The sequence below is a fragment of the Proteus sp. G2674 genome, assembly GCF_009915195.1.
In the GTDB taxonomy this organism is placed as follows: domain Bacteria; phylum Pseudomonadota; class Gammaproteobacteria; order Enterobacterales; family Enterobacteriaceae; genus Proteus; species Proteus mirabilis.
Genome location: NZ_JAABLS010000018.1, coordinates 73,640 through 87,107 on the forward strand (window position 1 = coordinate 73,640; position 13,468 = coordinate 87,107).

At 36.4% G+C, this 13,468-nt stretch carries 13 protein-coding genes and 1 tRNA gene; 7 read left to right on the forward strand and 7 right to left on the reverse strand.

Features of this window, described 5'->3' with window-relative positions; genetic code table 11:
* The first annotated feature begins 3 nt into the window (after positions 1–3).
* Both lysS and GWI58_RS08770 read left to right on the forward strand, forming a co-directional pair.
* Positions 4–1,518, forward strand: a complete 1,515-nt coding sequence (lysS, locus tag GWI58_RS08765) for a lysine--tRNA ligase (RefSeq protein WP_004244024.1) — start codon at positions 4–6, stop codon at positions 1,516–1,518.
* A gap of 164 nt (positions 1,519–1,682) precedes the next feature.
* A tRNA-Gly gene (locus tag GWI58_RS08770) sits at positions 1,683–1,756 on the forward strand.
* A gap of 71 nt (positions 1,757–1,827) precedes the next feature.
* Here GWI58_RS08770 and GWI58_RS08775 read toward each other — a convergent pair.
* The 6 genes from GWI58_RS08775 to GWI58_RS08800 all read right to left on the reverse strand — a co-directional run bounded on the left by GWI58_RS08775 (position 1,828) and on the right by GWI58_RS08800 (position 5,753).
* On the reverse strand, positions 1,828–2,187 hold the full coding sequence (locus GWI58_RS08775) for a DUF4156 domain-containing protein (RefSeq protein WP_094959851.1): 360 nt from the start codon (positions 2,185–2,187) through the stop codon (positions 1,828–1,830).
* Between the two features lie 161 nt (positions 2,188–2,348).
* Complete coding sequence (locus tag GWI58_RS08780; RefSeq protein WP_094959852.1) at positions 2,349–2,897, reverse strand: Ail/Lom family outer membrane beta-barrel protein; 549 nt, start codon at positions 2,895–2,897, stop codon at positions 2,349–2,351.
* Between the two features lie 215 nt (positions 2,898–3,112).
* Positions 3,113–3,595: a hypothetical protein gene (locus GWI58_RS08785; protein WP_110229402.1), complete on the reverse strand. Its 483-nt coding sequence runs from the start codon at positions 3,593–3,595 to the stop codon at positions 3,113–3,115.
* Positions 3,568–4,308, reverse strand: a complete 741-nt coding sequence (locus GWI58_RS08790; RefSeq protein WP_036971228.1) for a winged helix-turn-helix domain-containing protein — start codon at positions 4,306–4,308, stop codon at positions 3,568–3,570. Before GWI58_RS08790 ends, GWI58_RS08785 begins: the two co-directional genes overlap by 28 nt.
* 225 nt (positions 4,309–4,533) lie before the next feature.
* Positions 4,534–5,034, reverse strand: coding sequence for a hypothetical protein (locus GWI58_RS08795; protein WP_004244018.1), 501 nt, complete (start codon positions 5,032–5,034; stop codon positions 4,534–4,536).
* Complete coding sequence (locus GWI58_RS08800) at positions 5,007–5,753, reverse strand: winged helix-turn-helix domain-containing protein (protein WP_110229401.1); 747 nt, start codon at positions 5,751–5,753, stop codon at positions 5,007–5,009. Before GWI58_RS08800 ends, GWI58_RS08795 begins: the two co-directional genes overlap by 28 nt.
* Before the next feature lie 517 nt (positions 5,754–6,270).
* On the opposite strand from GWI58_RS08800, the gene GWI58_RS08805 reads away from it, so the two are divergent.
* The 5 genes from GWI58_RS08805 to GWI58_RS08825 are packed head-to-tail and all read left to right on the forward strand — an operon-like array spanning position 6,271 to position 12,213.
* Positions 6,271–6,807: a fimbrial protein gene (locus tag GWI58_RS08805; RefSeq protein ID WP_094959854.1), complete on the forward strand. Its 537-nt coding sequence runs from the start codon at positions 6,271–6,273 to the stop codon at positions 6,805–6,807.
* A 58-nt stretch (positions 6,808–6,865) separates the two neighbouring features.
* Positions 6,866–7,624, forward strand: a complete 759-nt coding sequence (locus tag GWI58_RS08810) for a fimbria/pilus periplasmic chaperone (RefSeq protein WP_017827170.1) — start codon at positions 6,866–6,868, stop codon at positions 7,622–7,624.
* Positions 7,608–10,172 carry a fimbrial outer membrane usher protein gene (locus GWI58_RS08815; protein ID WP_094959855.1) on the forward strand — a complete coding sequence of 855 codons (2,565 nt, stop codon included), beginning with the start codon at positions 7,608–7,610 and terminating at the stop codon, positions 10,170–10,172. Before GWI58_RS08810 ends, GWI58_RS08815 begins: the two co-directional genes overlap by 17 nt.
* Before the next feature lie 3 nt (positions 10,173–10,175).
* Positions 10,176–11,519 (forward strand): fimbrial usher protein StbD, encoded by a 1,344-nt coding sequence (stbD, locus tag GWI58_RS08820; RefSeq protein ID WP_124725921.1) that lies wholly within the window; start codon positions 10,176–10,178, stop codon positions 11,517–11,519.
* Positions 11,485–12,213, forward strand: coding sequence for a fimbrial assembly chaperone (locus GWI58_RS08825; RefSeq protein ID WP_161769091.1), 729 nt, complete (start codon positions 11,485–11,487; stop codon positions 12,211–12,213). The genes stbD and GWI58_RS08825 overlap by 35 nt, the downstream gene beginning before the upstream one ends.
* 267 nt (positions 12,214–12,480) lie before the next feature.
* Here GWI58_RS08825 and GWI58_RS08830 read toward each other — a convergent pair whose 3' ends face one another.
* Positions 12,481–12,690 carry a sigma-S stabilization anti-adapter protein IraP gene (locus tag GWI58_RS08830; protein ID WP_004244007.1) on the reverse strand — a complete coding sequence of 70 codons (210 nt, stop codon included), beginning with the start codon at positions 12,688–12,690 and terminating at the stop codon, positions 12,481–12,483.
* Between the last annotated feature and the right edge of the window lie 778 nt (positions 12,691–13,468).

Here is a 13,468-nt window from a genome sequence, read left to right on the forward strand (position 1 = left end):
AACATGTCGCAACAGCAACAAGGTGCGGAGCAGGCACCTGATTTAAATAACGAACTGCAAACTCGCCGCGAAAAATTATCAGCTTTACGTGATAATGGTAACGCATTCCCAAATGATTTCCGCAGAGATGCCATGTCTGACGAATTACATCAAAAATATGATGCAATGAGTGCAGAAGAGTTAGACGCTGCTAATGTGGAAGTTGCTATTGCAGGTCGTATGATGACTCGCCGTATTATGGGGAAAGCATCTTTCGCTACATTGCAAGACATGGGCGGCCGTATCCAGCTTTATGTCTCTCGTGATGATCTGCCTGAAGGCGTTTATAACGAGCAGTTTAAAAAATGGGATCTCGGTGATATTTTAGGTGGCCGTGGCCGTGTATTTAAAACCAAAACAGGCGAACTGAGTATTCATTGTACTGAGTTACGTTTACTGACTAAAGCGCTACGTCCGTTACCTGATAAATTCCACGGTCTAGCTGACCAAGAGACACGTTATCGTCAGCGTTATTTAGACCTGATCTCTAATGAAAATTCACGTAATACTTTTAAGATCCGTTCGAAAATCATGTCTGCTATTCGCCAATTTATGGTGAATAAAGGCTTTATGGAAGTAGAAACACCGATGATGCAAACTATCCCAGGTGGAGCAAGTGCACGTCCGTTTATCACTCACCATAACGCACTAGATATTGATATGTATCTACGTATTGCACCTGAATTATATTTAAAACGTTTAGTTGTTGGTGGGTTTGATCGCGTTTTTGAAATCAACCGTAACTTCCGTAATGAAGGTGTATCACCACGTCATAACCCTGAGTTCACAATGATGGAACTCTATATGGCTTATGCTGATTATCGTGATCTTATCGAATTGACTGAAGAGTTATTCCGTACATTAACTCAAGATGTATTAGGTTCGACTATCGTCAAATATGGTGATGAAGAGTTTGATTTCGGTAAACCGTTTGAAAAACTGACCATGAAAGAAGCTATTTGCAAATATCGTCCAGAAACCAATATGGCTGATCTAGATGATATGGATAAAGCCGTTGCCATTGCTCAATCTATTGGTATTAAGATTGAAAAGAGTTGGGGTTTAGGTCGCGTTCAATGTGAAATTTTTGAAGAAGTAGCTGAAAGCCATTTGATCCAGCCAACTTTTATCATTGAATATCCAGCAGAAGTTTCACCACTGGCTCGTCGTAATGATGATAATCCATTTATTACCGATCGCTTTGAGTTCTTTATTGGTGGTCGTGAAATCGGTAATGGTTTCTCCGAGCTTAATGATGCGCAAGATCAAGCGGAGCGTTTTGAAGAGCAAGTGCGTCAAAAAGAAGCAGGTGACGATGAAGCCATGTTCTTTGATCATGACTATATCACTGCATTAGAGCATGGGTTACCACCTACAGCAGGTTTAGGTATTGGTATTGACCGTATGGTAATGCTATTTACCAATAGTCATACTATTCGTGATGTTATTTTATTCCCAGCGATGCGTCCGGGAAAATAATTGTTGAGTCACGATAAATACGCCATATGAAAAAAGCCATCGCAAGATGGCTTTTTTATGTTTAAATTTCAAATAGTTACACCCTGTATTGTCTATTTGATAACCATTTAAATAGGCAGGGGATTGCCGTTCAAATTTGCTGGAGTATAATCAGAAAATCTACTGCGGGCGTAGTTCAATGGTAGAACGAGAGCTTCCCAAGCTCTATACGAGGGTTCGATTCCCTTCGCCCGCTCCATCTATTTACTCAACTCTATCAATCCTGATCAATGAGTTTGATCATGTATCTAAAGCTACATAAGACGACTATTATTGTGGACAGTGATATACAGCACCACTTAATGTAACGTTGGTTTGTTGACTTGAGCCACTTCCACGGTAAGCGCTTCCCGTTTGTCCTGCCCGTTGAGTTAATAATACAACCACATTTCCCCCCATTTTCCATGCTTTATTTTTTAGATCATTGCGGGCGCCTGTTTCTAGGTTGCTATTTGATGTCCAGCCACCAGTGAAGAAGTTTCCCTGACTTCCTGTGACATCACCTAAATAACGGCAAGATACATTTGGCTCATTGTGTGTAATACGTACCATTTGTGCACCAGAGTGAAGTGAGTTGGCACTGCATGCGGTTAATAATAATGTGGTAATAAAAATAAAGATCTTGTTCATATGATTTTCCTGAAAATCAAAAATACAAGGCTAGTCCTTTCTATATTTGAAAGAGTCATATTTTGTTAATATGTTAATAAGAGAGCTCGTTATCTATAGGGTATAGCCAGTAATATCATTGTGATAATTATCGGTGACTCAATTTATCGAGATAATCGGGCTTAAAAACGATAGCCAATACCCATGCCAAAAGTATTTGTATTTGCAAAATCGAACTTACTTGCTTCCCAAGAAAAATCGAGTGAAAGGTTAGTAAATGGCTCCATAATAAAACCTGCACCATAGGCAAATGAAGTTTCTGATTCACTAGCTCGCTCTTTATGTTTTATTTTCATCGCCGCTCCACCAATATTGCCATATAAGCTCAGAAAATTATTAACACGGTAAGTGGGACCCATCATAAAGGATCCATATCTTACGGTATCATTATTCTCTTTATGCAATTTTCCCTCTTCCCAGCGATAGTTGGTTATATCGCGGGTTGTTACTGTATAAGAGGCCAATAATCCCCAATTGGCATTAGATACTGCGCTAGACTCATAACGGAGCCTTACACTTAATCCCCGAAGGTCGTTACTGGCAGAGTTTTTTAATGCTCCCATATGGGTTTGAGCATAGCCGAGTGATACCGTGGTATTTTTTGTCGCAAACGCAAATGGCGTGGCGAATAATAGTGCTGACAGCATGAATAACGACAATATACGCTGCATTTAAAAACCCCTTGTTAGTAGAAAAATGACTATATCTATATCTATGGCAAATCGTAATAAGACATAATTGCGCCAACTATATAACCAGAAATGGTGAGTGAAAGTTATGAAATTAGTCTTACAGATTTTTTACTAACATTTTCAGAAAATTTAATATGCAGTTATTAAGATTGTAAGTGGTATATCAATCTTTATTTTTCAAATAATTAATAGAACTATTGTGCAGTACAAACATTATAAATTTGCTTATTTAATGAATATAAATAAGTATTATTCCCTACTTTTGTGATCCGTATTTCATTCGCTGCACCTGAGTGTAGTAGCCTAAAATGAGATAAAAAATCGCCCGCTGTATCAGTGGCAAAAATTTTCACTGAGTCAACATCGAAAGTATAAACACCCGGTTGTGGAGTATGTAGGTTATTAATGTAGATATCTCGATAGAGTACTTTTTTCACCTGTTCATTTGTGATGATGTCATACTGCAAAGTGATCCTTTTCTTTTTAAAATCAAGAACGATACTACCACTTACATTAAAATTCTTAGGTTGAATATTCGTTACTGTTTTGGCTGTGCATAAAAAGGAATCAGGATTAGGTTGGCGTTGGCGTTGTATTAATAAAATCAGTAACACAATAGCCGCCGCTAAAATAAGCAATGTGCTTCCTCTCAGTATATTTCTTTTATAGTTATGCATTTGGGCTCCTCAACATTCAGCTGATTAAGACACTGAACAAAAATATTCGTATTAGGAACACGAATATAATAAATAAAATTACCATTTTGCTTATACACTTGGCTACTGAGTTCCGTATAAGCTTCTACGGCATTTTCTAAAGTACGATTATCTTTGGTGACACCATAAAATTGATAACCATTGTAGGTTCCAAGTGGAGAAAAATAGTCGGTATTCTGCTTGTTAAATAGAAATAGTAAGCTCACAAGGAACAGGGTAGCACAAACTAAAAAAAACCATTCTTTACGCAGAGAAACTCGCCGAGGTATGAGTTTTGTTACCACAGGTAGTTCTATAATTGGTTCATGTGTATCATTCAACGGAGCTTCTGTTGAATAAGGGGGTTCAATTTCATCAGGAAGTTTTTCAATAGTGACAGAAAGCGTCACACCTACTTTAGGGCGAGTTAAAATAGCGGATGCCGAAAGACCTATTTTTTCAAATGAACCTCGTAATTGATTAAGTAATTTATAATAACTGGCATTAGAAACAACGACACCTTTACGTCCCCATACCCAATCAATCAAATCCTCTTTTTTAAAGAGTCCCTCATGAAAAGCACATAACAAATTACACTCAGATTCAGAAATTTTAATACTTTCATGATCGTGTGATAGTGTCATTCTATCGATATCAAGAATGACCTTATTATCAATTAAATACTTATTACTCATTACTTATACGGCCTTCTGTTAAGATATCATCATCGGACTCAGCCATAATAATCGCTGTGTTGAATATGGCTATATTAAAAGATCACAATATAACTATCATTATTTTTAATCAGTCATATTTGAAGCGAAAAATAAACAAGAGCATCATAATTCTCCTAGCATCTCATTAATCTTCCAAAAGGGATATGGTTGCCATCAAAATCACCTTATATCGTTTTATAAAAACTACAATTTTTCTCTTCCTCCTGTTGTACAGAAATTATATATCTGCCTATTAAGTGAAAAAAGATAGGTGTTTTGACCTATTTTATTTATCGTCAGCTCGTTAATGGTTGTTGGTTGTAAAAGGCGTAACCAAGCAAACATTTCTCCTGTAGTATCTGAATCAAATTTATGCACTGACTTAACGGCGAAAGTATAATTTTGCACTCCTGTACGGCTAAGAGGACTGATAATGATATCTTGAAAAAATAGCTGTTGCTCCTGTTGGTTATGTTGAACGGTATAGTGGATAGCGATTCGATTCGATTGTAAATCAAGAACCAATGTCCCTTTCATTATAAGATGTTTAGGTTTTATATAGATAGTTGATTTTGCTGTACAAATAAGATTTTGTATTTCCAGCGTATCACGTTTATAGCTGCCTAATACCCAAATTACTAGCGCGATACATCCACATAACAAAAGACATAGGATGATTAATAACGTTCTTTTATTGTCATGCATTTAGGTACCGCCGATTCAACAGGATTCAAACATTGTAAAAAAAGATCCATATTTGGCTCTCGGATATAATAAAGATAGTGCCCATTTGCGCGACATATTGGTAGTGTCAGACTATCGTATGCTGCAACCACTTCTTCAAATGTCACTTTATCTGTAGTCATTTTATAAAAATGATAACTATCATAATGACCAAGAAGCTGGAAGTGACTATGGTGTCTATGTGATTCATGACCATGCACTATCAGTAACGCTATCGTAGACAGTAGAATTAGGATCCCCCCCCAAATAATCAATAATTTTTTTCTGGGGATTATGCTATTGCTAGAAATTATTTTTGATTGTTGATCCCTTGTATTCTCTAACTCTTTACTGCTTTCGTATGGTGTAGTTTCTTCCGTTACTATTGGCTCTAGTGTTACCGTTAGTGAGATACCAATTCTTGGACGAGTCACTATGTCATCTGCATTTAAACCTATAAGGGTAAAATTATTACGTATCTGATTAATAAGTTTGTAATAACTCGATTCAGAAACACAACCTGCACGGTTTTTCCAAACAAAATTAATAATATCTTCTTTCTTATATATCCCCTGATAGAAAGCAAGTAATAAATTAGATTCTGATTCCGAGATCTTAATAATTTTATTATTGTTAGCTAATATCATTTTATTGCTGTCAAATATTACTTTTTCATCAATTAAGAATTTTTTCTCATCCATAGTAAGCCTGAATTTAAATTCATCTAATACTACTATCTAGTTTTGTGCGTAGAACACTATATTAACATGGATAAAAGCAATATATTCACATTATTAACATCTCTCATATTAGGATAAAGAGCATGGGTATGATTTTATAAGGTGCATTAAGATATTTATTAATTAATTATCAATGTGTTATGTTTGTCTTGGGCTGTTTCTTTACCTTTGTTTTAACTTCTGAAATTTAACTTAATTAGTGAGTAAGAAAAAATTAAGAGTTATTCAGATGTGTTGTAAGCACTTTTATAAAATTGTTTCTTAATCTTAGCTTAAGGTTAATGTGACAAATTAAATTATTTATAGGGAAAGTTGCGATTAATGTATCAACATATAAACATTAAAGCACCCACCGTGTATAAATATAACGAGAAAATAATGTCATATAAAATGAATAAATATATCTACTTTATCTGTTTTCTTATAGAGAGAAGTAATATTAATTAAAAATAAATATCAATAAAGGAAATATACGAATATGTTAAAAAAAACAACACTAGCTTTATTTGTTGCAACGTTCTTTCTTTCTACTAATGCATTGGCGTTATCTGATAATACTATTACTTTTCAGGGGGAAGTTTCTGATGAAACTTGTTCTGTCTCAATTAATGGTAATCAGGCAAAACCTGTGGTTATTTTACCGACTGTTAGTGCCAAGGAGCTAAAAGATAGTGGAGATACCGCAGGACAGATAACATTTGATATTGGTCTTTCTGGTTGTACAGGTAATACAGATAAACCCACTAAAATATCGACGGTTTTTGTCGGCAATCAAGTTACCAGCAATGGCAACCTTGGCAATACGGGAAACGCTACCAATGTGGAAATTCAACTTCTGGATACTGCTCAGAAAGTTATCAATTTAACTGGTGGTTTTAAAGGTGAGGGAGATCTGCAATTAAAGCCAGGAGAAACGCAAGCCAGCGCAACTTACACTGCACAATACTATGCTACAGGTGCCGCATCAGCGGGTACTGTTGAAGCAACTCTACAATATGCGGTTTCTTATCTGTAACACCGTTATTCGGCCCGATATCACTTGTCGGGCTTTTAATCATCATGGAGTTATTAAGATGAAAAAGGATGCTACTTGCGTTGCAATTCGTTATCTCGTTACGCTAATGCTATTTATTTTTCCCATGACTATATCATGGGCCAGTGTGACTATTATTGGTAGTCGTATTATTTATCCATCAACCGCTCCTTCAGTTGATGTGCAACTAAAAAATAACGATGCATTCCCTTATATTGTGCAAACTTGGTTTGATGATGGCGATATTGATCTTAAACCGGAAAACGCGAGTACTATTCCTTTTATCTCCACCCCACCAGTGTTTCGTATTTTACCGAAATCAGGGCAGATAGTACGCATTGTTTATGGTGCTAATAAATCTTTACCACAAGATCGTGAGTCTTTATTTTGGTTTAATGCGTTACAAGTTCCTCCAGCCAATATAGGCGGGGAAAAACAAAATAAAGTCCTGGTGATGTTACGCACTCGTATTAAACTCTTTTACCGACCAGAACAGATCGGCTCACCAGATAATCTAGTCAAAAAACTCCATGTAACTATGTTTCGTGATACTAAAAAAGGGATTGGCATCACCGTTGATAACCCTAATCCATGGTTTGCATCAATGAGTAACTTAAGCGTTACATTAAATGGTACGACGCATCAACTTGATATTGAAATGATATCCCCTTTTTCTCACCATACTTTTTGGTTACCTCGCAAGCTTAATCTCAAATCACTACGAGGTACTGTTACCGTGACACTCATTAATGATCAAGGTGCAAGGATAAGTGAGCATTATCATGTTAACGAAGGTTAAATTTCACTATAAAAATATGGCCTTTATGATAGCGATTTGCTTTACCTGTCAGGCGGCGGAGGAAGAGTACTATTTTGATCCCACTCTTTTACAAGGTTCTGCTTATAGCAAAAGCATTGCCAGTATTAATGGAGGTGAAATATTGGCAGGTGAGTACATTGTGGATGTTTTTGTGAATGATACTCTCATAAAATCAAGCCTGAAAATTATTTTCAAATCCATTAATAATGGAAAACAAGTGGAACCGTGTTTACCTTTATCTTTAATGCAAGAAGCACAAGTTAAATCGCTATCAGATAAGGCGGTAGATCATGGTAAAAGTTGTCGTTCTCTTAGGCAATGGGTATCACAAGGGGAATGGCATTTTGATCGAGCTACTTTACAATTACGACTTAGCATCCCAATGAATGAATTAATTCATCGGCCACGGGGCTATATATCTCCCTCACAATGGGATAGTGGTGTACTAGCTCTTTTTTTACGTCACAATACCAATTGGACTTATACTGAAAATACAGACCAGCACTTGCACTCACAATATTTATGGAGTGGCATCAATGTTGGTAGCAATTTTGGATTATGGCAGGTGCGGCATCAAGGAAATCTACGCCATACCGATAGTCATAATCAAGGTAGCGACTGGTATTACACGAGTGTTCGTACATGGTTGCAACGGCCAATTTCTGCGATTAACAGTATCATGACACTAGGAGATAATTACACAGATCCTAGTCTATTTGGTAGCTTATTGTTTAGTGGCATAAAGTTCGCAACTGATGAACGTATGTGGCCACAAGGTAAACGTGGCTATGCACCAGAGGTGCATGGTGTAGCGGCTAGCAGTGCTCAAGTCGTGATTAAGCAGTTGGGAAAAGTAATTTATGAAACTCACGTTCCACCAGGTCCATTCTATATTGATGATCTTTATAACACAAAGAATCAAGGGGATTTACAGATTGAGGTAATTGAAGCTAACGGAAAAATTTCACATTTTATTGTTCCTTATTCATCGGTTCCTGATTCGGTACGTCCTGGTAATTGGCACTACTCTTTTTCTTTGGGGAAGGTGAGGCAATATAAGCATGTTGATAACCGTTTTTTTGAAGGTACTGCTCAGTTTGGTATTAATAACAACCTCACCATTAATCTTGGATCGCGATTAGCCAAAGATTATTACGCCTGGTTGGGGGGCGCAGTATGGGCAACTCGCCTTGGCGCTATTGGCATGAATGCAACTTTGTCTCATGCGCGTATACAGCATGATGATCGCAAACAAGGTTGGCGTGCAGAGTTAAGTTATAGTAAAACGTTTTCTTCAGGGACTAACTTAGTTTTAGCCGCTTACCGCTATTCAACGGATGGTTTTCGTGATTTACAAGATGTACTTGGTGTACGTCGCCAACTGAAAACGGGTATTGATTACTATTCCGATATTCTTCACCAAAAAAATCGTCTTTCTGCAACAATCAGCCAGCCATTAGGCCAGTTCGGTACTGTTAATCTTAGTGCCAGTACCGCTGATTATTACCATAATCAATCGCGGATCACTCAGTTACAAATAGGTTATAGCAACCAGTGGCGAAAGTTAAGCTACGGTCTTAACCTTGCAAGACAGCGTACTACTCAGGATTATGGTGATCATTTTTATCACCATATTGATGAATTGCAAGATCAAAGCCAAAAGCAAAAATATACTGAAACAATACTGTCATTGACTCTTTCTATTCCATTTGATTGGAAAGACAACCGTACTTCGGTAGCAATAAATTATAGCCAATCACGAAACAGTCAATCTTCAACGCTATCTATTACTGGCTCTAGTGGAGATCAAAGTGATTTTTCTTGGTCATTATATGGTGGTTATGATCACCATCGTTATGGTAAGGAACATTTATCGACAAACTTTGGTGCTGGCTTTCAACAAAATACTCGCTTGGGAACACTGAGAGCAGGTTTTGATCAGGGTAAAAATTATCGTCAATTATCCCTAGGTACGTCAGGAACCTTAGTTTTGCATTCTGGTGGGATAACTTTAGGCCCTTACACTAGTGATACCTTTGCCTTAATTCATGCTGATGGGGCGCAAGGTGCTGTTGTACAAAATGGGCAAGGAGCCGTCATCGATCATTTTGGTTATGCCATTTTGCCCACTTTATCACCATACCGTCGCAATAATATCTCCCTTGATACCCGCCATATGAACCGTGATACCGAATTGTCAGGGGGAAGCCAGCAAGTTGTTCCATATTCAGGTGCAGTGGCTAAAGTCAATTTTGCAACAATTACAGGTAAGGCGGTACTAATAGACGTGAAAAAGAAAGATGGCAGTATACCACCAATGGGCGCTGAAGTGCTCAGTGATGAAGGGGCGGTAATAGGAATGGTCGGACAAGGAGGGCAAGTTTATGCCCGAATTAATCATAATTCAGGAAGACTACTTATTCGTTGGGGAAAAAGTGTTGATCAATATTGTCGAGTTCCTTACCAGATTGATTTACATTCATCTAAAAAGGTGATTTATCTAACGACAATTTGTGAGGATAAATAAACCATGTTGTATTTTCACCGAATGTTACTATTAGTTATTTGTTTCATTAGTCTGATCTTTAGCGTTGTAAGCAAAGCGGTATGTATTAAGGTAACAGATAATAGTTTTCTATCCGATAGTGCAATTAAGGCAGGCTATACTGCTCGTAACTGGTATGGTGCCTTTGATGATAATATTGGGCATTTAGGCTTACCATCTGTAATTAGTGTGAGTACCAGTAATAAATTTCAACCTGCTGGTACTGTACTAGCGAGCTCTATTGCTAATTTTCTTACATCAGCAACTCGAACACCATATAGTGCGAAACAGATCCTTTTTCGTTGTGAGCTAAAGGATGCAGGGCAACTTTATGAATTGTATTCCACCAATGGTGATAACATATTTGTGGGAGGGCGTCCGGCGAAAGAATTGGAAGGAGCCTATTATGATGTAGAACGTAATGTCGCTGTACGTATGACTAATCTTAGTACAGGAGAGTATTATAGTCGTTATTGGAAACAGCGCCAACTTACGGCAGATAGTTGGTTTCAAGATGATCACGCTATTTATATTCCTGCTAGCGCATTTAGCAATATATTGTATGAGATGATAAAAATCTCAGCCTCAGATCAGTTTATTTATGCGGGTAGAATTAATAAAGATACTTATAACCAACCTCGAGGTTATATTGCTTTTAAAGGGCCTGGCTTAGATACTTTTGCTATCCAAGAAGGAGATGATCATGCCAATAAATATTTGGGATGGCCATATGTATGGCCGGGCGCATGGGGAACTTATAATCAAGTTACTTATATTCGAGGTGCAACTTGTACAATAGAGGATTATCCCTCAATAGTTATCCTGCCTCAAATTACTGTTAGGGCACTATCTTCAGGGCAAAGCAGTCAAGCAACATTTAGTCTTACACTTAATTGCGAATCAGGAGCAATGTCTTCAACTCACCCTACAACTAATATTGCGAATGTAGCAATGGGCTTTTTAGTTAATCAACCTACAGCGGTTGCGGCCGCCCGTCGTTTAGGTCTAACAACATCTGGTGGTGGATTAACATGGCTATTGGATACACATTATGGTGAAAAAGGCGTTGCTTCTGGGGTTGGGATCAAAATCTATGATAAACAAGGTGCTGCAATTAATTTGCTACCGGACAGGATGGTGACGGGAAGTGAAAGTACTCGAGGGTGGTATGCGTATAAAGATCTTACTACGTTTTCTGGTACAAAAGAAAATGGTTCTATAGAAACTTGGCATGGTGATTTTACTGCTTCTTTAGAAGCTCTTAGTGGACAAACCGTAACCGTGGGGAGTGTTAATGCACAATTACAAGCCGTGGTTAGTTTTCAATAAGCTAGTTATATTACTATTTCTATCAATTGGTATTGTCATATCATCATTTGCTGCGATTAATGTTGATCGAACTCGGATAGTTTTTGCAGCAAATGATATAAACCAATCACTAACACTTGCAAATGATAGTGCGATACCTATGTTGGTACAGGTTTGGTCCGATATTGGTGATATTCACTCTTCACCAGATACGAACAGAACACCACTTATTATATTACCACCTATCTTTAAAATGGCTCCTGGTGAGTTGAGGTCACTTCGTTTAGTGCTTAGTTCTCGTGATAATTTACCCACCGATAGAGAAAGTGTATTTTGGCTTAACCTTTATCAGATACCACCAGAAAACCTCGCAACACAAGATGTGTCACGAAAATTAATTTTACCACTACGTTTGCGATTAAAAGTTTTTATTCGCCCCACAGGATTAAAAGTACCGACAGAAAAGGATGAACAGCGTCTACATTTTAGTGCTAGCTCACATGGTGTGATGATAACAAACCCCACACCGTGGTATATGAGTCTAGTGATCATGACTAGCATTGATAAGCGTAGACAGCATAATATTATGCTGGCGCCCTATGAAAAAAACTATCTTGATTTACCACAATCCGTTGTTGAAGGAACTAAGATAGATTATGCCGTGATCAATGATTCAGGAAATTGGCGAGTGTATTCAACAACTTTAACAAACTGATCAATGGGAGAGAAAGGGTAGAGAATATCTAAAAAAATAATATACTAGATTTAATATTTTAACTGTATGTAATTTATTAATAAATTTAATAATTCTTTATGTTGTTGTTTTTTTATAACATGGCAAATAACAGCCATATATTATAACTCAATCAATCATTGATGATGTCATATTAAAATAACTCAGCATTTATAGATATAAAGCTAAAAATAATAAATAACAATATAAATAGTTATAGCTATTTACTGATAGTGATGTTAATCACAACTATTTTTGGAGTATCTTTTTTATGTATTGTTCGGTTTTTTCTATTATATCTTGGTATTGTGGATGTTCAGCATAAGCATTTCTAATGGTTTTGTTTATATCATATATAACAGATTCCTTTTGTTTATTTGTTAATGTAAGTAATAGTGATTTTAAAATCACTTTTAATGCCGCAACTTCATGTTCTATGTTAACTAATTTTTTTTCCATATATTCTTCCGAGGAACTATTACGATAGCAATGCGATAATTTTGCATATTAATTAATTATTTAAGTAAATCCAAGTAAAAAATGTATTAGTACAGAAAGAACGCTTTTACAGATGCGCTTTATCTAAAGTGATCTATTTTATTAACTTAATCACTGGAGGATAAAGATAGAGTGTAAGAGGTTATATTTGACTTAAGTAATAGAAAAGAGTGAACGTTATTTTAGTAAAAAGAAGAGCATAGGATGCAATATTGTGCATCCTATGATGTTAAATTAGTGGGGAAACCATTAAAATCATATAATGAGTTTATGCTTGGATAAGTTTTTTCACATATTGCTCAGTAAGATTTATAACTTCATTGTGATGTGGATATCTGCTTGAAGTATCTTCAATAACTAAAGATATATTGCCTAACATATCGCGTCGTTGCTTATCACTTAGTACACAAAGTAAAGATTTAGTGACTATTTTTAAAGCAGCGAGCTCGCATTCGATTTCTCTTAAGTTGTTATCCATAATTTACCTGTCAGTATTTAATGGATTATTAATATAAGTAAATTTTTTATATATCACAATTATAGAAAGAGATTATTGAGAGATATAACGCACAATATGTTTAATAGGAGCAAGATGTGTGAAATGAGTGATAATAATTATTCACCTCCTTTTTTTGGTAACTTAAGTAATATCTAATTTGTTAGTTTTTATTAGCTAGATAGAAAGAATAACATAATGATTTTATTGGTTTATTTTTTATTACGCTAACTAATAGACTGA